Origin of the sequence: Kineobactrum sediminis (assembly GCF_002868715.1) — a bacterium.
GTDB classification, from domain to species: Bacteria; Pseudomonadota; Gammaproteobacteria; order Pseudomonadales; family Halieaceae; genus Kineobactrum; species Kineobactrum sediminis.
In genome coordinates this window covers 289,009-308,378 of the sequence record NZ_PKLZ01000007.1, presented here as the reverse complement: position 1 = coordinate 308,378, position 19,370 = coordinate 289,009, and the positions used below count along the sequence as shown (strand labels likewise).

Below are 19,370 nucleotides of genomic sequence, written 5' to 3'. Positions count from 1 at the left end.
ACTCAAGGGCCGGGATTGCGTCCCGCCCGTATCACACGTTTTAGTAATCAGCCGGAAGTGTATTCTATGAGCCAGGAATCTGTCGTTATCGTCAGCGGCGCCCGCACCCCGATGGGCGGCCTCCAGGGCAGTTTGTCTGCCGTAACCGCACCGGAACTGGGCAGCACCGCTATCGCCGCTGCCCTCGAGCGCAGCGGCGTGGCCGCGACCGATATTGATGAAATTTTCATGGGCTGCGTGCTACCCGCTGGGCTCAAGCAGGGTCCGGCACGCCAGGCTGCCCGCGGTGCGGGCATTCCTGATGCAGCCGGCGCTGTCACGCTCAACAAGCTGTGCGGCAGCGGCATGCAAGCGACCATTTTTGGCTACGACAGTATCGTTGCCGGTACCAACCAGGTTGTTGTCACCGGTGGCATGGAGAGCATGACCAACGCGCCGCACCTGCTTCCCGGCGCTCGCGGTGGCGTGCGCAGTGGCCACGCCAAACTGATGGACCACATGTTTATCGATGGCCTGGAAGACGCCGATAGCGGGCGCGCAATGGGCAGTTTTGCCCAGGAAACGGCCGACTCGCGCGGGCTTACCCGGGAACAAATGGACGCCTTTGCCATTGAGTCACTGAATCGCGCAAAAACAGCCATCGATGATGGCTCCCTGGCCGCTGAAATTGCCCCGGTAACGGTGCGAGGCCGCGGTGGCGACACCGTTGTCAGCGATGACGAGCAACCGCACAAGGCCGCCGTTGAAAAAATTCCGAATCTGCGTCCCGCGTTTGCCAAAGAGGGGACGATTACCGCCGCCAACAGCAGCTCGATTTCCGACGGCGCCAGTGCCCTGGTATTGATGTCAGCCAGCGAAGCCGAGCGCCGCAGCCTGCAACCGATGGCCCGGATTGTTGCCCATGCCCGCCATAGCCAGCATCCCTCCGAGTTCACGATTGCGCCGATTGGTGCGATTAACAAACTGTTCGCCAGGACAGGCTGGAGCGTGGCGGATGTTGACCTGTTTGAAATCAACGAAGCCTTCGCCATGGTGACCATGCTCGCAATGCAGGACCTGGGCCTGGACCACGCCAAAGTCAACGTGCATGGCGGTGCCTGTGCCCAGGGCCATCCTATCGGTTCCACCGGGTCGCGCATTATCGTCAGCCTGATGTACGCCCTGCAAAAGCAGGGTAAAAAGCGCGGCGTGGCAGCCCTGTGTATTGGTGGCGGCGAGGCCACTGCGGTTGCAATAGAACTGATCTGATCCACTCTGAACACGACCCGGCGGGGACTCCCCGCCGAATCCTGAGGCGCCCATGGCACTGAGCAGTATCCCTGACATTCTCGACGACATTCGCGCCGGCAAGATGGTTATCCTCATGGATGACGAGGACCGGGAAAATGAAGGCGACCTGATTGTTGCCGCGGAAGCGGTGACACCGGAAATCATCACGTTTTTTGCCAGCGAGGCTTGTGGCCTGATCTGCATGCCGATCACTGAACAGCGGGCGCGGCAATTGCGGTTGCCACTGATGGTGCGCGACAACCGCTCCCAGCACGAAACCAATTTCACCGTGTCCATTGACGCCGCCGAGCGCAAGGGGCCGGGCATCAGCTCAATCCAGCGCGCCCACACGGTGCGGTCCGCGGTGGCCGCGGATGCAAAACCCCGGGATATCACCCAGCCGGGCCATATCTTCCCCCTGGTGGCAAAATCCGGCGGCGTATTACGCCGCGCCGGGCATACCGAAGCGGGGGTTGACCTTGCCCGCATGGCAGGCTTTGAGCCGGCGGCGCTGATCGTCGAGATCATGAATGAGGACGGTACCATGGCGCGGCGTCCACAGCTGGAGGTCTTTGCCGAGCATCACGGCTTGCGCATGGGTACCATCGCTGACCTGATCGAATACCGCTCGCTGCACGAGCAGTCCGTGGAGCTTGCCGACAGCAAACCCGTACTCACCGAATTCGGCGAATTCCAGTTGCACACCTTCAGCGACCTGATTGACGATACCCTGCATTACGCGCTCACCCTGGGTACAGCCGTCGAGGACTCGGCAACCCCGGTACGGGTACAAACCCTGAATGTACTGCGCGATGTATTCAGCACCCTGATTGCCGATGAAACTCCCGGCTGGTCCTGTCGCCGCGCGTTACAATGTATCGCCGCTGAGGGCAGCGGTGCCCTGGTCCTGATCGGACAGCCGTTCAGCGCCCGGCAGGCCCTGGCAGAGGTTATCGAGTTCCCCGCGACCCAGAGTGTGGCTGGCAGCAGTTACGACGGCATCGGTAATTACCGGGTGATCGGCACCGGCGCACAAATCCTGAAGCGCCTGGGAATCGGCAAGATGCGGCTGATGTCGGCGCCGATACGCTTCAACGCCCTCTCCGGCTTTAACCTCGAAGTGACCGAGTTCATCCAGCCCTGAAGCGAAGAGAGCCCGGAGTTTCGCGCAAAATACGCGTATCTCGGGGCCTCAATCAGAAGAGTCCCAGCGAGGGGGGCGTTTTTCGAGGAAGGCAGTGAGAGCTTCGATGTTATCCGCAGATCCAGCCTGACGGGCCATCGCCGCCTCTTCGGCGACAAAGGCGGCATCGATCGCCGCCCTGTGCGGCAACCGCAGGCAGTGCTTTATTTCCCGCAGCGAGCTTACCGGCCACTGGGCAATCTGGCGGGCCCGTTCCATCGCGTAGTCCAGCAAGTCGGCGTCGTCGACAACATGTGCAACAATACCCAACGCCAGTGCCTTCTCCGCATTAATCCACTCAGCCGTGTAAAACAATTCTGCGGCTCGCTGCGCACCTATATTCGCCTGCAACATATAACTGCTCGCCCATTCCGGGGCCAGTCCCAGGCTGGCAAAGGGCAGTCGCAGGCGCAAACTGGCACCTGCGTAAACAACATCGGCGTGGAACAGGACTGTCGCGCCCCCGCCCACGGCGACTCCCCGGGCAGCCACCAGCAGCGGCTTGTCAAATTCCGCCACTGCCCGCGCCGCACTCTCAAACGGATGCGGTTCCTCGCCCGGAGTGCCGCCGAAACTGGACAGGTCGACCCCGGCACTGAAACTGTCGCCGGCCCCGGTAAGCACCACACAGGCCACGCTCTCGTCCTCAGCGGCGGACCTGAACGCTTCGCGAATGGCAATCCACAGCGCATCGTTGATGGCATTTTTCTTTTGCGGACGGTTCAGCGTCAGCACCCGTACCCGCCCGACCTGTTCCTGCAGAAGCGATTCCGGTAATGAAGAAGAGACCATTGCAGTTGTCCGTTAGTGGTGAAATATCACGAAGTCGTCCAGCGCCGCACGCTTGGTAACGCATTGGTTGGCGGGCGCGTCCGGGTCCGGGTGGCCAAAGGAGATGCCGAACAGGAGCTTGTGCTCGGGCTGCACGCCAAGTTCCTCGCGCAGCAAATCAACCTGGAAACTGAGTGCGGTTTGCGGACAGGAACCCAGCCCATGGGCGGACATCGACAGCATCAGGGTCTGGGCAAACATGCCCAGGTCCGCGGCTTCGCGAAGACCGAAGGGTTCCGGTAAAAACAGGAAGGCGACATGCGGTGCGTCAAAGAAGGTGAAGTTGCGCATGAACGCTTCGTGGCGGCGAGCTTTCTCTTCCCGGGGAATATCCATCGCGTCGTATAATGCCTGGGCGGCACCGTACTGCCGCTCCTTGTAAACACCTTCATACTTGCCGTCGTAGGGGAAATCCATACTCATCCGGCCGGCCATAAAGTCCGCAGGGAGCTTCTGCCGAAGGCGCTCCAGCGTCTCTCCGGACACCAGGTGGACCACCCATGGCTGGGTATTACAATTACTCGGCGCTCTCGCCGCGTCCTCGAAAATGGCTCGCAGGGTCTCCGGGGCAACCGGTTCCGGCAAAAAGGCTCTCAGCGAGCGACGTTGCGCAACAACAGCACTGAAGGCTTGTGCGTGATCAGACATGTATTGGTTCCGTGACAAATGGTGGGTTATTCGCCCCTGAACTGTGCGGGACGTTTTTCCTTGAAGGCGCGCATGCCTTCTTTGGCATCGGCCGAGGCGAAGACCGGCCCGGCGAGTGCATCCGAGGCCAGCATGGCGTCGTCTTCCGCCATGCACTCCTGGTGTTCGCGCAGCGAGCGGGTAACCGCAGCCACCGCCAGCGGGGCATTGGCACAGATTTTGGCCGCGTACTCCCGGGCGGCGGCCAGGGTTGCGCCCGGGGCGACCAGTTTATTGACCAGCCCCCAGTCCAGCGCCTGCCGCGCGCTGATATGCTCGCCACACAACAGCATCTCTGCCGCCAGGCAGTAGGGAATCTGCCGGCGCAGGCGCACGGTGGACCCGGCCATAGGATACAACCCCCGGGCGACTTCGGTAACACCAAATACGGCATTATCTGCGGCAACGCGAATATCCGTGCCCTGGAGGATCTCGGTACCGCCGGCCAGGGCATAACCTTCCACGGCCAGGATCAGTGGTTTATTCGGGCGATTGTCACGCAACAGTGCCTGCCAGTGAAGGTTGGGCACGGTGCCCATCAGGGCCATGAATTCTTCGCTGGCGCCCTGGTCTCCATCGGCGCCGGCCTTGAGATCCATGCCTGCACAAAAGGTGTCGCCATTGGCGGTAAGGATGGCGCAGCGCAGGACGGGGTCTTCGTCCAGACGACGCCAGGCCCGGTACATACCCAGCAACATGGCCGGATTGAAGGCATTCTTCGCCTCCGGTCGATTCAGTGTCACCACCAGGACTGCACCGTCTTGCTGCACCAGGCAGCTTGGGGTACTGATTTCGAGTTCCTGCAAGATTATTTACTCCACTTGTCTAGCTGATACGGTGGCTGCCCGATAGCGCTATTTCCAGGGCTTTGGGGTACGCGGGTTTGCCGCTGGGCGCGCGCGGCACCTCGGTAACAATATGCAGTTCCCGCGGCACTTTGTAGCCGGCAATGTGTTTGCGGGCCTCATTTTGCAGCGCGGCAAGGTCCAGTGGCAGGTTATTCCGGGTGGCCACCACTGCGGTCACCTTACTGCCCAGGCGTTCGTCCGGTGTGGCCACCACCAGGCAATCGAACACCGCCGGGTGGTTCTTCAGCGCCTGCTCCACCTCTTCCGGAAAAATCTTTTCGCCGCCACTATTGATGCAGTTGGAGCCGCGGCCAAACACGGTGATGGTGTCGTCTTCCTCCAGCCTTGCTTCATCGCCGGTGAGCAACCAGGTTTTGCCCTCAACAGTAACAAAAGTCTCCGCGGTTTTTACCGGGTCATTGTAATAGCCCACTGGAATGTGGCCACTGCGGGCAAAAATGCCCTTCTCACCGGGACTGACTTCGTAATGGGAGCCGTTTTCCGCTTGGGCGATTACGGACATGAATGGATCGCGGGGCACGTTGCCAAGGCCCTGCCCCGCCTTGCCGCCGCTGTCTGCACCCATGGCACCGGACTCGGATGAACCGAAGCTGTTCCTGAGCATGACATTGGGCAGGTGTTTTCTAAAGGCTTCCTGTTTGCTGGTTGAAAACACCGCGCCACCGGAGCCGACCACAAATACGCTGCCCAGGTTCCAGCGGCCCGGATTATCATCCAGTGCATCCAGTAGTGGCACCGCCATGGCGTCGCCGACTATGGTGATGGAATTGATATGTTCGCGCTCGACGATGTCCCAGACCTCGGCGCCGTCCAGGTGGTGAGAGGGATTGAGTACCAGGGTGTTGCCGGCCAGTAACTGGATACAGGCATACCACCAGCAGGCACCGTGCATTAACGGCGCCAGGGCAATGCCGACGATAACGAAGTCGCCGATCCGGTCGGCAATCTGTTCGGGCTCGGTGATCACGCCGTCGGGATGGAAATAGCCGCCGCCGCCCATCGCCGCATGAAACACGTTTTTATGCGGCCACATAACGCCCTTGGGCAGGCCGGTGGTGCCGCCGGTGTAGAGGATGAACAGGTCATCGTCCGCGCGTTCAGCGAAGTCGCGTTGGGCATTCTGGCCCGCCAGGGCGGTTTCGTAGTCGACGCTACCAATGGTGTCGGTGTCCGCAGCGCTGCCATCATCGACATAGACCAGCGTGGTCAGGCGCCCGGCGCTGGCGTGAACCTCGGCTATATGTGGCGCAAACGCCCGGTGGTGTATACAGGCAACCAGCTCGGCGTTGTTGAAGATATAAGACAGCTCTTCCTCTACGTAACGGTAGTTGATATTGATGGGTACTGCCCTGAGCTTGAAGCAGGCCAGCATGCCCTCGATATACTCGTTGCAGTTATACAGGTAGAGCCCTACATGGTCTCCCGGCCCGATGCCGCGACTGCGCAGGTAATGGGCCATGCGATTGGCACGCTCATCCAGTTTACGGTAGGTGGCCCGCTGGCTGCCACAGACGAGCGCCTCACGATCCGGTACCCGGTCCGCAACCAGTTCAAACAGGTCCGCAATGTTAAAATGCCTGGCCATTTATTATCTCCGTGGCGTGAATAACCGTGTGAGGTCAGGGCTTGTCCGCGCCAACTACCCACATTGCAAAAAATTGCGCACCACCGCCATAGGCATGCCCCATTGCCAGGCGGGCACCTTCCACCTGGTGGTTTCCGGCATCGCCCCGCACCTGCCGCGCGGCCTCGGCAAAACGTATCATACCCGATGCGCCAATCGGGTTTGAACACAGTACACCACCGGAACAGTTCCAGGGAATATCACCTCCTGCATCCAGGGACGTGGCTCCCTCCATGGTCAGCTTCCAGCCCTCGCCCTCCCCGGCAAAACCCAGGTTCTCCAGCCACATCGGCTCATACCAGCTGAAGGGTACATAGATTTCAGCGCAATCGAGATCCTTGCGCGGATGGGTGATGCCGGCCTGGGCATAGACATCCGCTGCGCAGTCGCGGCCAGCCCTTGGACTAACCTCTTCCCTGCCCGCAAACATGGTGGGCTCGGAGCGCATCGCGCCGCCGCGAATCCAGGCCGGCGGCTTGGTGCCGGTGACGCTGTCGGCAGCGGAAATAACCATGGCGCAGGCACCATCCGATGAGGGACAGGCTTCCAGGAAGCGCAGTGGGTCCCAGAGCATCATCGAGTCCTCGACTTCCTGCTCGGTAATATCGGGCAGCTGCAGATGCGCCAGAGGATTGCGCGCACCGTGCAGGCGGTCTTTCACGGCAACCTTGATGCCAACGTTATACGGCGCACCTGAACGACGGATATATTCCCGGATAATCGGCGCGAAATAACCCCCGGCCCCGGCGTTCAGATGCACCGCAAACGGTTGCGGCGTGGACAGCGCCCACATGGCATTGGACTCGGACTGCTTTTCGTAGGTGACGGCAAGCACCCGCTTGAAAGTTCCGCTCTGGACGTGGGAGGCCGCCACCAGCGCTGTGGAGCCACCCACAGAACCGGCGGTGTGCACCCGCATCATCGGTTTGCCGACAGCGCCAAGGGCATCCGCGAGATAGCTTTCCGGCATGACCACACCTTCAAACATGTCCGGCGCCTTGCCGATAATCACCGCGTCAATATCCGCGAATTCAACGCCGGCGTCCACCAGCGCACGGTCTACGGCTTCGCGCAGCAGACCGGCCATGGAGACGTCGCCGCGCCGGGTTTTATAACGGGTCTGGCCAATGCCGACCACTGCAGCCAATTCAGCCATTACACGCCCTCCAGAACAGCAACCAGGTTGTGTTGCAGGCAGGGGCCGCTGGTGGCGTGAGCCACACCGCGACGGGCCTCCCCGGCAACAATGCGGCGGAACACTTCACCCACTCGAGCCAAGCCCGACGCCATCATAAGGTTTCCCGCCAGGACGCCGCCGCTGGGGTTGATGACGGTGTCCCCGCCCAGCCCCAGTGCGCGCTGCAAAAGAATTTCCTGGTGGCTGAAGGGGGCGTGGATTTCGGCGATATCAACCGCGCCACCGGCAACGCCGGCAGCCTCCGCCGCCTGTCGCGTGGAGACCGAATCGGTCAGGTCACGCAGACACGGGTTGTGGTTCTCAATGCGATGATCAATGCCGGTAATGAGGGCGTAGGGTTTACCCCAGGCTTGCGCCTGCTCTACCGTGGCGATCACCATGGCGGCGGCGCCGTCGGATACCGGGCAACAATCCGTACGCCGCAACGGCGCGACGAATGCAGGCTCGGCCAGCAATGCTTCAACGGACACCTCTCCCGCCAACTGAGCCTGCGGGTTCGCCATGGCGTTGCGCCGGGAACGCACCACCACCTCGGCCATCTCGCGTTCGCTGACAAGCCCCCTGTCCAGGAGCATTCGGGCCTGCAGGGCGGCAAGGGATACGATATCCAGCCACAGCGGAGCCAGGTAGTAAGGGTCCAGTCGCTGGGACAAAACAATGGGTAATTCCCCGGGGGACGACTTGGAGAACCCGTAAATGAGCGCGGAATCCGCATGCCCCATACGGATTTTAAGCATGGATTCATACAGCGCCCAGGCGGCATCCATTTCCACGTGGGATTCGCGGATGGGTGGTACCGCGCCGAGGGCATCAACCCCGGCGACGAAGGCAAATGCCGCGCCCTGCAGGTAGTCACAGCTCCCGGAGCAGACAAAATCCACGTCCTGGGCACTGGCCAGACCAAGCTGGTCATACACCGCCTGCAACTGCGGCATAATGAGCTCTACCTCATTGACGGCGCCGGCGTCGGCGACGCAGATGGACTGGCTGAAAGCAACAACGGCTATATCACGCATACGTTAGCTCCTCCACCCGCTGATCGGAATATGGCCAATCTGGTCCACGGGTACATCGGGCTCATCCAGCGGTTTGAAATAAAGAATGTTATCCATTGCATAATCCCACTCCTCGCTGGGTTTCCATACCGCCTGCACCCGCTGGCCGATATGAATCTCTTCGTTAACACATTCACTGAGCAGGTGTATGAAGGCGATATTGGCGCCGTCCAGTACCAGATTGGCGACCACATAGGGAGGCTCGATAATGTTGCCCGGAATCGGGATGGAAACGATGGTGAACGACTGCACGGTGGCTTTGTTACCCAGCGTCACCTCCTCTTCGGTGGCAACTCCGCAGGCGGGACAGGAGCCTCGTGGCGGGATATAGACATTACTGCAGCGGGGACAGCGCTGGCCTGTGAGCACCCCCTCCTTGAGCCGCGTCAGGAAGCGTGTTGGCGCCTTGCCCGCGGTGAATCGGTAATGCAGGTAGACCGGGGATTTTATGCCGGTAACCGGCTCTTTCTGCTCAGCCACGGTTACGCCTCCTCTAGCAGGGTAAAACAGCGAATATCGGTGATAAAACCGATGGTCTCGGCGGCCCAGCTGACTTTTACCCGGGCTCCGGTTGCCAGAGCATCTTCGCCGGGAGCTTCCAGGCAGTGGATCATCGCCACATCGGCGCCATCGAGCTGTACCATGGCCCACGCAAAGGGTTTGGCCAGCGGATGTGCTGCCCGTGGTTCATTGACCCAGCACCAGCTCACCAGGGTGCCCTCCTCGCCCACTTCGACAAACTCGTCCAGCGCTGCGGCGGTCACCGGATCGTACTCAACCGGTGGCACCAGGACACGGCCGTCACTGCCGCGGTTGCCGATAATGCGCCGGTCCCGCAGGCCGGTCAAAAACCGCCCCACCACCGGGCCGGTAGATCGGGTATACGTAAAACCGAGCTCGAAAGTCTGGCTCAGGTGTTCGGTCGCTTGCATAAGACACCGCTCCGTGCGCGTTCAAGGTTGAGGGCATGAGTATTGAACAGTGCAGGGGCCAGCTCAATGACGCAATAGAACAAAGCCAGTGACATTTCTGATCACCTTTGGCATCCGCCGGATTGGGTTTTACTGTTTATACCAGCACTGTGCTTGCTTGCGTTTACGCTGTCGGCTGCGAACAAAGCACCGTAAGATGAGTGCACCCCAAGCCAACAGCCATTACAAACGCGGCTGGGCTGCCAGTATTTTACAATTACGGAGACCACATCATGTCCATTGCAACCATCGGCTATCTCAGGATTGCCAGTACCGACATTCCAGCCTGGATGAGCTTTGGCACCGATATTCTTGGCCTGATGGACGCCAAGCGCGAAGACTCGCTGGGGGCGCGCTTCCTGCGCATGGACGACCATCCGTTTCGCTTTATGCTCGAGCCGGGGGCCGAAGACGGCCTGCTGGCCTGCGGCCTGGAGTGTCGCAGCAAAACCGACTGGCTGGCCCTGTGCGAACGTCTGCGCGAGGCAGGCTACACACTTGAGGAAGGTGACAGTGACGCTGCGGCGCGACGCTGTGTGACCGGATTCGTCAGCCTGCAGGACCCTTGCGGCAACAACCTGGAATTGTTCTATGGTCGTCGTCTCGATTACACGCCGCTGATCTCGCCTGCGGGTGTGCGGCGCTTTATCACCGGGGATGAATACGGTGGCGACCTGGGCTTTGGCCACGCGGTGTTACCCGCACCCGATAGCGATGCAGCGGCCGCTTTCTATATCGATTTGCTGGGTATGGGAGTCAGTGATTTGCTGTACCCACCCATGCCCGAGGGAGCACCCGAGACCAGTATCCTGTTCCTGCATGCGGATAACCCGCGCCAGCACTCACTGGCTCTCTACAACCACCCTTACCCCGGTGGTGTAGTGCACGTGATGGTCGAGGTGGAGACGCTGGATGAAGTGGGCCGGGCACTGGACCGCGCCCGGGCTGCCGGCCACACGATCCTGGCCAGCATGGGCCGCCACGTGAACGACAACATGTGCTCTTTCTATGTTCTGGCACCCGGTGGTATCGCCATTGAATATGGCTATGACGGCTTGCTGGTGGACTGGTCTACCTACACACCCACTGTGAGCACCGTTGGCGACCTCTGGGGCCATGAATACCAGTTTCCCGGCAGCTGAAGCCTGCGCCCGGGCCCACTAGTCTGCGTCCGGGCCCAGTTCGGCTTCGCGCATGCGTTCCTGGCGCTCCTGCTCTTCCTCCAGGGCGGCCTTGATTTCGAGCATGACGGAATCCACGTCCGCGGGGGTATCGTCCTGTTCAATCTGGCCGGTAAGAACACGCTCGGGGCTTAGCTCCCCCTCCTCATACAGCTCCCAGATTTCTTCACCGTAGTGGCTGTCGAGCAGCTCCGGGGCAAACAGGCCATAGTATTCGGTAACCTTGCGCACATCGCGCAACAGCATGGCCCGGGCGTTGTTATTGGCGGCAGCGTCCACCGCCTGGGGCAGGTCGATAATCACCGGCCCCTGCGGGTCCACCAGCACGTTAAACTCCGACAAATCGCCGTGCACCAGACCGGCGCACAGCATCCGTACGACGTAGTTCACCAGCACGGCGTGGTCTTCCAGCGCCTGCTCCGCGGACATGGTGACATCGCCCAGACGCGGCGCCACATCGCCTTCTTCATCGGTGATGAGTTCCATCAGCAGAACGCCGTCAAAACAGCCGTAGGGCTGGGGTACCCGCACATCCGCCGCCGCCAGCCGGTACAGCGCATCAACCTCGGCATTCTGCCAGACCTCTTCCTGCTGCTTGCGACCATAGCTGGAGCCGCGCTCCATCGCCCGGGCGCGGCGACTGTTACGCACCTTGCGCCCCTCGGTGTAGGTGGCCGCTTTTTTGAAACTGCGTTTGTACGCTTCCTTGTAGATTTTTGCACAGCGTATATCGCGCCCGCAGCGCACGACAAAAATATCCGCCTCCTTGCCGCTCATGAGGGGATACAAGACATCGTCGATCAGGCCGTCCTCAACCAGGGGTTGCAGGCGAGACGGTACTTTCATAAAGGGAAACCCGGGTAGTAAAACATGCCCCAGTCTACCATAAAACCGCCGGCACCCCATCCGGCATACGCTGTATTGGTCGACACCGGTGGCATAGACTCACGACGTTAAGGTATCATTCCGGCTTTTTCGCCCGGAGCAAAACTTCTATGCGCCTATTGAGGCTGCTGCTTGTTATCGTTGCCCTGTTCACGGTGTGGTTGCTGTGGGGCGGACTTTACAAGACCCCTGTGCTGCAACTGGGTATTCTTTCCTGCGCCCTGGTGGCCTGGCTGATGCTGCGTATGGCAGAACCGGACCAGCAGAAATACAACTGGCGGCTGGCGTACCGGCTACCGCATTACTGGCTGTGGTTGCTGGGGCAAATGGTGGTTTCCAATATACAGGTACTGCGCCTGGTGCTGGGCCCCCGCTCCGCGCTGTCTCCCGTACTCGTTGAAGTGGATGCGCAGGCGTCGAATAAATTCGCACTCGCCCTCCTCGGCAATTCCATTACGCTGACACCGGGTACCCTGACAATCGATATTGATGATAACAAAATCACCGCTCACTGCCTGACTGCAGCGGCCGCCCAATCACTGCAGGCCGGGGCCATGTCCCGGCGCGTTGCCCGCGTGGACCCGGACTGATGCTGCTTATTGCCGCTATCGCCATCCTGGTCACCATGGCCCTGGCCCTGGCCCGCGCCCTGCTCGGTCCCAGCGTCTACGACCGCGTACTGGCAGTGAACATGTTCGGCACCAAAACGGTGTTGCTGATAGCAGTAATGGCCTTTGCCATGGGGCGAACCGATTTCCTGGACCTGGCGCTGGCCTATGCCCTGATCAACTTTATCGGTGTACTCGCGGTGCTCTGGTTCAGTCACCAGCATCACCTTCGCAACCAGAGTCACAGTGGCACAGAGTCGGGTGATGAGCACAGCGGAGACCGTCAACCATGAATGGCGCAGTGGAGATCGTGTCCGGAGCGCTGGTTGTCCTGGGCAGCCTGTTTGTGCTGGCGGGCGGAATCGGGGCACTGAGAATGCCCGACTTTTATACCCGCATTCATGGCGCCAGTCTCACCGACTCTCTTGGGCCGGTACTCGTGCTGGGTGGGCTGATGCTCCAGGCCGGCCTCTCGCTGGTGACAATCAAACTGGCAGCCGTACTGCTGTTCTTGATGGTGACCTCACCCACGGCCAGTTATGCCCTTGCCAATGCGGCGCTGCTCGCGGGATTGCGTCCCGCAGAAATGGATGCCACGACCCGGGCCGGTGTCATAAACCAGGAGGAGGATTCCGCGTGACAACCCTGCTGATCGGCGTTTTCCTGCTGTTGCTGCTGGTAATAACCGCAGTCGCTATCGTGCGCTCCACAGACCTCTTTTCCGGTGTCATGCTCAGCGGTATTTTCAGCCTGTTGATGGCGTTGAATTTTTTCCTGCTGGATGCCGCCGATGTGGCGTTGACGGAAGCGGCAGTGGGCGCCGGTGTGGCCACCGTGTTGTTGCTGGCGGGACTCAAGCTCACACCCTCTACCGAAGCCAGGGCGCGCCCGGTGCGGCCGATTGCCATTATTGTGGTGGCGATAATCGCGTTGCTGATGATTTACGCTTCTTTTGGCCAGCCCTCCCTGGGCGACCCGACGGCGCCGGCCCAAACGCATGTGGCGCCATGGTATATCGAAAATACACCCGAGCTGGTGGACATCCCCAATATCGTTACCGCGGTACTCGCCAGTTACCGTGGCTATGACACCCTTGGCGAAGTCTTTGTAGTGCTCACTGCGGGCATCGGGGTGATGTTCCTGCTGGGCGGCGGCCGCGGCAAACCTTTTTCCCGGCTGCATACCGACCCGCCGCAGGGGCTAAGCCATTATCTTATCCCCAAAGTGATTGCCAGGATGCTGGCGCCCTTTATCCTGCTATTTGCCCTCTTTATACAGTTTCATGGTGAATACAGTCCCGGCGGCGGTTTTCAGGCAGGCGCCATTTTTGTGGCCGGGATGATCCTGTACGCCCTGGTCCGTGGTGAAGATAAAGCGCTGGCCGTGATCCCACCGCACGTGTTGCTGTGGATGAGCGCTGGTGGCGCACTGTTGTACGGTAGCGTCGGCCTGCTGGGCATTGCCATGGGCGGCCAGTTTCTGGAGTACTCGGTGCTGGCTGACAATCCTGTTACCGGGCAGCATATCGGTATTATTGTTATCGAACTCGGGGTGGGACTCACCGTCACCGGGGTTTTGTTATCCATTTTTCACGCGTTCGCCGCCAGAGACTGAGTTGCCATGAAATTCCTGGGTCTTTTCAATTATTGGGTATTCGCGATCCTGTTGGTGATCGGTCTGTACGCGCTCATCACCAAACACAACCTGGTCAAGAAAATCATGGCACTGGCTATTTTCCAGTCGGCCGTATTCCTGTTTTTCATCACCATGAGCAAGATTGAAGGCGGTACCGCACCCATTGTGCAGGCGGGTGTGAGCGGGCAGGTTTTCTCCAATCCGCTGCCCCAGGTACTTATCCTCACCGCGATTGTGGTTGGCATTTCCACGACCGCACTCGGGCTGGCTATTGTTGTGCGTCTCTATGAAGAGTACGGCACCATTGAGGACGACGAGATCCTGGCACTGGATCGTAAAGCGTGATGCTCGCTGACCATCTTCCGGCCCTGCAGGTTGCCCTGCCGCTGCTGACGGCGCCCCTCGTCATTCTGCTGCGCACCGGTTTCCTGGCCTGGCTGGTGGCGTTGCTGGCCAGCCTGTGTTCCCTGGGCCTGGCCATGCTGCTCACTGCAACGGTGCTGGAGACCGGCACCCAACACTATGCCGTCGGCGGCTGGCTGCCACCGATGGGCATCGGCCTCACCGTGGACGGCTTGAGTGCCCTGGTATTACTGTTGATTACCGGTGCTTCTTCCCTGGCGCTGGCCGGCGGGCGCCTGTCCCTGCGCAAGGATATCGATAATCGTCGCGCGCCCATGTTCTATGGCGCCTGGCTGATTTCCATGGCCGGATTGTGCGGCATTGCCGTAGCCGGCGACGCCTTCAATGTCTTTGTCTTCATGGAAATCTCCGCACTCGCGACCTACGTGCTGATTGCCGGGGGGCGCGATCGCCGGGCGCTGTCTGCGGTATTCAAATACCTGATTATCGGCACCATCGGCGCCACGTTTTACCTGATCGGCGTCGGCTTCCTGTACATGATGACCGGTACCCTGAACTTTGCCGATATCGCGCTGCGCCTGGATGAGGTGACAGAGACCCGCCCCATCGTCATTGCAGCGGGGTTCATCACCATCGGGCTGGCACTCAAGGCGGCGATATTCCCCCTTCATGTCTGGCTGCCCCGCGCCTATACCTACGCCCCCAATGCGGCAACCGTATTCATCGCAGCCTGCTCTACCAAGGTGGTGATCTACGTTCTGTTACGCTTCAATTTCGAAGTGTTTCACGGCAACCTGCCCGGGCATACCGACCTGTTCGGGGTTTTCATTATTCCGCTGGCGCTGGCGGGTATTGTGCTGGCTTCGGCGATTGCCATATTCCAGACCAACCTGAAGACCATGCTGGCCTTTTCCTCCGTCGCCCAGATCGGCTACATCGCCTTGGCCGCCGGTCTTACCTCCGAGGCCGGGTTGATGGCAGCGTTGCTGCACATGTTCAATCATGCCCTGGCCAAGGGCACGTTGTTCCTGTGTGTAGTGGCGTTTGTATTAACCAGTGGCAGTGCCTCAATGGACAGCCTCAGGGGTATCGGTAAACGCATGCCCTGGACGATGGCAGCCTTCCTGGTGGCGGGGCTGAGCCTGGTCGGTGTGCCCGGTACCGCAGGTTTCATCAGCAAGTGGTACCTGGTCGTTGCGGTAATTGGCTGGGATGGCTGGGGCGCGGCGCTCGTTGCGGCCATTGTCATCAGTTCACTGATGGCGGTTGTCTACTTGTGGCGATTCGTGGAACTGGCTTATTACAGTGAGCCTCCCGGCGGCGAGGTTGTACCGATGGAGGTCAGCCGGCCCCTGCGTTGCCTGATCTGGTTTGCGGCGCTGGCGAACATCTACTTTGGCCTGTTCCCGCAGTTGCCCCTGGCCCTGGCCCGCAGTGGCACTGAAACACTGCTTGGAGGCCTGTTTTGATGCCTGAATATACCCTGCCTTTAATGTTGCTGTTACCTCTGCTGGGCGCAATAGTCATCGCCTTTAGCGGACGCTGGCCCAACATTCGGGAGGCGGTGAGCCTGGTGACCGCGGTGTCCCTGGCCATCCTCGTGTTTTCCTGGTTTCCCGCCATCAGTGATGGCGCACGGCCCCAGATCACCCTGTCGGAACCTTTGCCGGGTTTGTCGCTGGCCCTGTCGCTGGAGCCACTGGGGATGATGTTTGCCTGCATCGCGTCGTTCCTGTGGATCATCAACACGATTTATTCCATCGGCTATATGCGAGGCAATAGGGAAAAAAACCAGACCCGTTTTTATGTCTGTTTTGCACTGGCCATCGCCGCCGCCATGGGCATTGCCCTCGCCGACAACCTGTTCACCCTGTTTCTGTTTTATGAAATTCTCACCCTCTCTACTTACCCGCTGGTGGCCCACAAGGGCGATGCCAAAACCATCGCCTCCGCACGGATCTACCTGGGGGTGCTGTTGGCCACTTCCATTGGCTTGCTGCTGCCGGCCATCATCTGGACCTATGTGATTGCCGGGACCACCGATTTCACCGTGGGCGGCATTATTGAAGGCAAACTGGAAGGTGCCGCCGTCGGCCTGCTGCTGGGCCTGTTTGTGTTCGGCATCGGCAAGGCCGCGGTGATGCCGATGCATCGCTGGCTGCCGGCGGCCATGGTGGCACCAACACCCGTCAGCGCCCTGTTGCACGCGGTGGCCGTGGTCAAGGCCGGTGTGTTCAGTGTTACCAAGATCATCATTTACATCTTTGGCGTGGATTTCCTGTTCAGCCAGCCCAGCGCACAGTGGCTGCAGTACATGGCGGCGTTCACCATTATCACGGCGAGTGTGGTGGCACTCTACCAGACCAATCTCAAGCGCATGCTGGCCTACTCCACCATCGCGCAGTTGTCCTATGTGATCATGGCCACGGTGATTCTCAAGCCACTGGCCGAGATTGGCGCCGCAGTGCATATTGCGGCCCATGCCTTTGGTAAAATCACCCTGTTCTTCGCGGCCGGGGCTATCTACACCGCCTCCCACAAGACAGAGCTGTGGCAGCTGGCGGGAATAGGCCGGCGCATGCCCATTACCATGGCGGCGTTCACCATCGGCGCGCTGAGCATGATCGGGGTGCCCCCTACCGCGGGTTTCGTGTCCAAGTGGTTTATTCTGGCGGGGGCTTTCCAGGCCGAAAACTACCTGGCCATTTTTACCATTATTGCCAGCACCGCCCTCAATGCCATGTACTTTTTGCCGATTATCTATTTCGCCTGGCTCAGTCCTCCGGCAACAGGCGTCGACATGGATCATGGCGAGGCACCCGGAGCCATTCTGCTTGCCCTGAGCGTGACCGCGGGTCTCACTATCCTGTTCTTTTTCTTCAACCAGCCACTGCTGGACCTTGAAGGCCAACTTGTGGAGAGCCTGCCGCTATGACCACACCGGATAACCACTGGCTGACTCGCCCGGCAACCATCCGCCGGTTATGGTGGATTGGCAGCATCTTACTGGCCTTGACCGTAGCCCTGCAGTGGCTTATCCCCATCAAGGGCCACTTCGGCGTCGATGGCTGGTTTGGTTTTGGTGCCGCATTTGGTTTTTTCAGCTGCGTGTTAATGGTCTTCGCCGCCAAACTGCTCGGCAAGCTGCTCAAACGGCCGGAAGATTACTACGATGTTTGAGATGTTGCCCCCCGCCCTGGCCCTGATTGCCGGCGCCCTTCTTACCTTCCTGATCAGCTCGAAGGGCCTGCGCGCTGCGGTGGTAATCACCGCGCCATTGATCTGCCTGTACATGATCTGGCAGATACCCGACGGGGTGGTCCTGCGCGGCGCCTTCCTTGGGTATCCACTGGAGCTGGTTGAGGGCAGCCCGGTACGGCGCCTGTTTGCGACGATTTTTGCCATTATGGCGGCCACCGGGGCGGTGTTTGCGTTTAACACCGCACGACGCACGGAGCTGGTCGCCGCACAATTCTATGCGGCGGGCGCCATTGGCGTGTGTTTTGCGGGTGACCTGCTGACTCTTTTTGTGTACTGGGAATTGATGGCGCTGTTTTCTACTGTTGTCGTGTGGTGCGGAGGCACCGAAGCGGCCCGGGCAGCCGGTATCCGTTACGCCATCATGCACCTGCTGGGTGGCGTCGTGCTCAAGGTGGGTATTGAGGGCCTCATGGTCAACACCGGCTCACTGGATATTCGTCCCCTGCTGGCCACCGACTTCAGTACCTGGATGATTCTGATCGGCATCCTGATTAACGCCGCTGCGCCCCCGGTATCTGCCTGGTTGTCAGACGCCTACCCTACCGCCAGCCCCAGTGGTTCGGTGTTTTTATCCGCCTTCACTACCAAGACCGCTATCCTGGCGCTGATTCTGCTGTTTCCGGGTGAACCGGTGCTGATCGGCGTGGGCCTGTTCATGGTGTTCTACGGGATTATCTACGCCCTTCTTGAAAACGACATCCGCCGTATCCTGGCATTTTCCATTGTCAACCAAGTGGGCTTCATGGTGGTGGCGGTTGGCATCGGTACCGAGATGGCGATTAACGGGGCGGCGGCACACGCTTTCGCCCACATCATTTACAAAGCGCTGTTGTTCATGAGTGCGGGCGTAGTAGTGATGCGCACCGGCAAAACCCTGTGCACCGACGTGGGTGGCCTGTTCCGGACCATGCCGGTAACCATGGTGTGCGGGGTGATCGGTGCCCTCGCCATCTCCAGCTTTCCGCTGACCTCCGGTTTCACGACCAAAACCATGATTTCACAAGCGGCCATGGACGAGAGCCTGGTGGCGGTTTATTTCCTGCTGGCGGCGGCCTCTGCCGGGGTATTCCTGCACGCCGGTATCAAGTTTCCGTGGTTTGTTTTCTTCCAGAAGGATTCCGGTCTGCGGCCCAAGGACGCGCCCTGGAATATGACCATCGCCATGGTGTTCTTTGCCGGCCTGTGTATTCTCCTCGGCATATTTCCGGAACTGCTTTACCCGCTGCTCCCCTATGCAGTGGACTACGTACCCTACAAGATGGGCAAGGTACTGATGTACTTGCAGCTGTTGCTGTTCTCGGGACTGGCCTTCTTCCTGCTGTTGCCGTGGATGCAACGCACACGCACCATCTCCCTGGACGTCGACTGGCTGTGGCGGCGCGGGTTGCCCGCCCTGGCCCGTATCAGCGCAAGGCTAAGCCGGCCGCTGATAAGCGCCGGGCAACAGCGGCTTCAATCCCTGGTGGGCAGCGCCGGTAACTCCATACGCAACACCATGGGATCCCATGGCCCCCTGGGCCGCTCCTGGGAAATTGGCACCACGGCGCTGTGGATAGCGCTACTGCTGATGATGTATGTGGTGTTCTACTACCTGATGTAGAGCGTAGAATCGCCGACCGCCGAACCAAAAAAAACCCCTGACCTTGCGGCAGGGGTTTATCTTTTTGGTGGAGCTATGCGGGATCGAGGGTCCGGCCTTCCGGCGGGGCGGCCATCCGTCGCAGACCGTCTGCGCAGGAAGGCCTGCCCG

General features: G+C 60.1%; 21 protein-coding genes. 12 read left to right on the top strand and 9 right to left on the bottom strand.

The features are described from left to right. The first annotated feature begins 66 nt into the window (after window positions 1–66). Together CWI75_RS09570 and ribB are read left to right on the top strand one after the other, a co-directional pair. Complete coding sequence (locus CWI75_RS09570) at window positions 67–1,248, top strand: acetyl-CoA C-acyltransferase (RefSeq protein ID WP_101521273.1); 1,182 nt, start codon at window positions 67–69, stop codon at window positions 1,246–1,248. A gap of 52 nt (window positions 1,249–1,300) precedes the next feature. Next, window positions 1,301–2,413: a 3,4-dihydroxy-2-butanone-4-phosphate synthase gene (ribB, locus tag CWI75_RS09565; protein WP_101521272.1), complete on the top strand. Its 1,113-nt coding sequence runs from the start codon at window positions 1,301–1,303 to the stop codon at window positions 2,411–2,413. Between the two features lie 48 nt (window positions 2,414–2,461). Here ribB and CWI75_RS09560 read toward each other — a convergent pair whose 3' ends face one another. The 8 genes from CWI75_RS09560 to CWI75_RS18525 are packed head-to-tail and all read right to left on the bottom strand — an operon-like array spanning window position 2,462 to window position 9,648. Continuing rightward, complete coding sequence (locus CWI75_RS09560) at window positions 2,462–3,244, bottom strand: enoyl-CoA hydratase/isomerase family protein (RefSeq protein WP_101521271.1); 783 nt, start codon at window positions 3,242–3,244, stop codon at window positions 2,462–2,464. A gap of 12 nt (window positions 3,245–3,256) precedes the next feature. Further along, entirely contained in the window at window positions 3,257–3,931 is a 675-nt protein-coding gene (locus CWI75_RS09555) for a nitroreductase (protein ID WP_101521270.1), read from the bottom strand. 26 nt (window positions 3,932–3,957) lie between these two features. After that, the gene (locus CWI75_RS09550; RefSeq protein ID WP_101521269.1) at window positions 3,958–4,776 is read right to left on the bottom strand and encodes a crotonase/enoyl-CoA hydratase family protein; all 819 of its coding nucleotides are present in this window, start codon (window positions 4,774–4,776) and stop codon (window positions 3,958–3,960) included. A gap of 19 nt (window positions 4,777–4,795) precedes the next feature. Next, complete coding sequence (locus tag CWI75_RS09545) at window positions 4,796–6,424, bottom strand: acyl-CoA synthetase (protein ID WP_101521268.1); 1,629 nt, start codon at window positions 6,422–6,424, stop codon at window positions 4,796–4,798. Between the two features lie 34 nt (window positions 6,425–6,458). Then, the gene (locus tag CWI75_RS09540; RefSeq protein ID WP_101521267.1) at window positions 6,459–7,619 is read right to left on the bottom strand and encodes a thiolase domain-containing protein; all 1,161 of its coding nucleotides are present in this window, start codon (window positions 7,617–7,619) and stop codon (window positions 6,459–6,461) included. Beyond that, window positions 7,619–8,677, bottom strand: a complete 1,059-nt coding sequence (locus CWI75_RS09535; RefSeq protein WP_101521266.1) for a lipid-transfer protein — start codon at window positions 8,675–8,677, stop codon at window positions 7,619–7,621. The genes CWI75_RS09540 and CWI75_RS09535 overlap by 1 nt, the downstream gene beginning before the upstream one ends. A gap of 3 nt (window positions 8,678–8,680) precedes the next feature. Further along, on the bottom strand, window positions 8,681–9,196 hold the full coding sequence (locus CWI75_RS18530) for a Zn-ribbon domain-containing OB-fold protein (RefSeq protein ID WP_101521265.1): 516 nt from the start codon (window positions 9,194–9,196) through the stop codon (window positions 8,681–8,683). A gap of 2 nt (window positions 9,197–9,198) precedes the next feature. Next, window positions 9,199–9,648, bottom strand: a complete 450-nt coding sequence (locus CWI75_RS18525) for a Zn-ribbon domain-containing OB-fold protein (protein ID WP_101521264.1) — start codon at window positions 9,646–9,648, stop codon at window positions 9,199–9,201. A gap of 272 nt (window positions 9,649–9,920) precedes the next feature. Between CWI75_RS18525 and CWI75_RS09520 the strand changes: the two genes are divergently transcribed. Next, on the top strand, window positions 9,921–10,829 hold the full coding sequence (locus CWI75_RS09520; protein WP_101521263.1) for a VOC family protein: 909 nt from the start codon (window positions 9,921–9,923) through the stop codon (window positions 10,827–10,829). Window positions 10,830–10,847: 18 nt separating this feature from the next. On the opposite strand, the gene CWI75_RS09515 is transcribed toward CWI75_RS09520, so the two are convergent. Next, window positions 10,848–11,714, bottom strand: coding sequence for a PA4780 family RIO1-like protein kinase (locus CWI75_RS09515; RefSeq protein WP_101521262.1), 867 nt, complete (start codon window positions 11,712–11,714; stop codon window positions 10,848–10,850). Between the two features lie 149 nt (window positions 11,715–11,863). Between CWI75_RS09515 and CWI75_RS09510 the strand changes: the two genes are divergently transcribed. The 9 genes from CWI75_RS09510 to CWI75_RS09470 are packed head-to-tail and all read left to right on the top strand — an operon-like array spanning window position 11,864 to window position 19,220. Further along, window positions 11,864–12,343, top strand: a complete 480-nt coding sequence (locus tag CWI75_RS09510) for a Na+/H+ antiporter subunit E (protein ID WP_101521261.1) — start codon at window positions 11,864–11,866, stop codon at window positions 12,341–12,343. Continuing rightward, window positions 12,343–12,654: an MrpF/PhaF family protein gene (locus tag CWI75_RS09505; protein WP_101521260.1), complete on the top strand. Its 312-nt coding sequence runs from the start codon at window positions 12,343–12,345 to the stop codon at window positions 12,652–12,654. The genes CWI75_RS09510 and CWI75_RS09505 overlap by 1 nt, the downstream gene beginning before the upstream one ends. After that, window positions 12,651–13,001: a monovalent cation/H(+) antiporter subunit G gene (gene mnhG / locus CWI75_RS09500; protein ID WP_101521259.1), complete on the top strand. Its 351-nt coding sequence runs from the start codon at window positions 12,651–12,653 to the stop codon at window positions 12,999–13,001. Before CWI75_RS09505 ends, mnhG begins: the two co-directional genes overlap by 4 nt. Continuing rightward, a complete protein-coding gene (locus tag CWI75_RS09495; protein ID WP_206604687.1) occupies window positions 12,998–13,975 on the top strand; it encodes a DUF4040 domain-containing protein in 978 nt (325 codons plus the stop codon). Before mnhG ends, CWI75_RS09495 begins: the two co-directional genes overlap by 4 nt. A gap of 6 nt (window positions 13,976–13,981) precedes the next feature. After that, the gene (locus CWI75_RS09490; RefSeq protein ID WP_101521258.1) at window positions 13,982–14,341 is read left to right on the top strand and encodes a cation:proton antiporter subunit C; all 360 of its coding nucleotides are present in this window, start codon (window positions 13,982–13,984) and stop codon (window positions 14,339–14,341) included. Beyond that, window positions 14,341–15,828: a monovalent cation/H+ antiporter subunit D family protein gene (locus CWI75_RS09485; protein WP_241521158.1), complete on the top strand. Its 1,488-nt coding sequence runs from the start codon at window positions 14,341–14,343 to the stop codon at window positions 15,826–15,828. The genes CWI75_RS09490 and CWI75_RS09485 overlap by 1 nt, the downstream gene beginning before the upstream one ends. Beyond that, window positions 15,828–17,294 carry a monovalent cation/H+ antiporter subunit D family protein gene (locus CWI75_RS09480; RefSeq protein WP_206604686.1) on the top strand — a complete coding sequence of 489 codons (1,467 nt, stop codon included), beginning with the start codon at window positions 15,828–15,830 and terminating at the stop codon, window positions 17,292–17,294. The genes CWI75_RS09485 and CWI75_RS09480 overlap by 1 nt, the downstream gene beginning before the upstream one ends. Next, window positions 17,291–17,539, top strand: coding sequence for a hypothetical protein (locus CWI75_RS09475; RefSeq protein WP_101521255.1), 249 nt, complete (start codon window positions 17,291–17,293; stop codon window positions 17,537–17,539). The genes CWI75_RS09480 and CWI75_RS09475 overlap by 4 nt, the downstream gene beginning before the upstream one ends. Then, entirely contained in the window at window positions 17,532–19,220 is a 1,689-nt protein-coding gene (locus tag CWI75_RS09470; RefSeq protein ID WP_101521254.1) for a Na(+)/H(+) antiporter subunit D, read from the top strand. The genes CWI75_RS09475 and CWI75_RS09470 overlap by 8 nt, the downstream gene beginning before the upstream one ends. Window positions 19,221–19,370: the final 150 nt, after the last annotated feature.

What these genes read in the sequence shown, in the direction of transcription:
- CWI75_RS09560 (WP_101521271.1), bottom strand. Translation starts at nt 3,244, where the DNA reads ATGGTCTCTTCTTCATTACCGGAATCGCTTCTGCAGGAACAGGTCGGG.
- CWI75_RS09510 (WP_101521261.1), top strand. Translation starts at nt 11,864, where the DNA reads ATGCGCCTATTGAGGCTGCTGCTTGTTATCGTTGCCCTGTTCACGGTG.
- ribB (WP_101521272.1), top strand. Translation starts at nt 1,301, where the DNA reads ATGGCACTGAGCAGTATCCCTGACATTCTCGACGACATTCGCGCCGGC.
- CWI75_RS09490 (WP_101521258.1), top strand. Translation starts at nt 13,982, where the DNA reads ATGAAATTCCTGGGTCTTTTCAATTATTGGGTATTCGCGATCCTGTTG.
- CWI75_RS09545 (WP_101521268.1), bottom strand. Translation starts at nt 6,424, where the DNA reads ATGGCCAGGCATTTTAACATTGCGGACCTGTTTGAACTGGTTGCGGAC.
- CWI75_RS09470 (WP_101521254.1), top strand. Translation starts at nt 17,532, where the DNA reads ATGTTTGAGATGTTGCCCCCCGCCCTGGCCCTGATTGCCGGCGCCCTT.
- mnhG (WP_101521259.1), top strand. Translation starts at nt 12,651, where the DNA reads ATGAATGGCGCAGTGGAGATCGTGTCCGGAGCGCTGGTTGTCCTGGGC.
- CWI75_RS09555 (WP_101521270.1), bottom strand. Translation starts at nt 3,931, where the DNA reads ATGTCTGATCACGCACAAGCCTTCAGTGCTGTTGTTGCGCAACGTCGC.
- CWI75_RS09540 (WP_101521267.1), bottom strand. Translation starts at nt 7,619, where the DNA reads ATGGCTGAATTGGCTGCAGTGGTCGGCATTGGCCAGACCCGTTATAAA.
- CWI75_RS09535 (WP_101521266.1), bottom strand. Translation starts at nt 8,677, where the DNA reads ATGCGTGATATAGCCGTTGTTGCTTTCAGCCAGTCCATCTGCGTCGCC.
- CWI75_RS09505 (WP_101521260.1), top strand. Translation starts at nt 12,343, where the DNA reads ATGCTGCTTATTGCCGCTATCGCCATCCTGGTCACCATGGCCCTGGCC.
- CWI75_RS09570 (WP_101521273.1), top strand. Translation starts at nt 67, where the DNA reads ATGAGCCAGGAATCTGTCGTTATCGTCAGCGGCGCCCGCACCCCGATG.
- CWI75_RS09485 (WP_241521158.1), top strand. Translation starts at nt 14,341, where the DNA reads ATGCTCGCTGACCATCTTCCGGCCCTGCAGGTTGCCCTGCCGCTGCTG.
- CWI75_RS18525 (WP_101521264.1), bottom strand. Translation starts at nt 9,648, where the DNA reads ATGCAAGCGACCGAACACCTGAGCCAGACTTTCGAGCTCGGTTTTACG.
- CWI75_RS09480 (WP_206604686.1), top strand. Translation starts at nt 15,828, where the DNA reads ATGCCTGAATATACCCTGCCTTTAATGTTGCTGTTACCTCTGCTGGGC.
- CWI75_RS09520 (WP_101521263.1), top strand. Translation starts at nt 9,921, where the DNA reads ATGTCCATTGCAACCATCGGCTATCTCAGGATTGCCAGTACCGACATT.
- CWI75_RS09475 (WP_101521255.1), top strand. Translation starts at nt 17,291, where the DNA reads ATGACCACACCGGATAACCACTGGCTGACTCGCCCGGCAACCATCCGC.
- CWI75_RS09515 (WP_101521262.1), bottom strand. Translation starts at nt 11,714, where the DNA reads ATGAAAGTACCGTCTCGCCTGCAACCCCTGGTTGAGGACGGCCTGATC.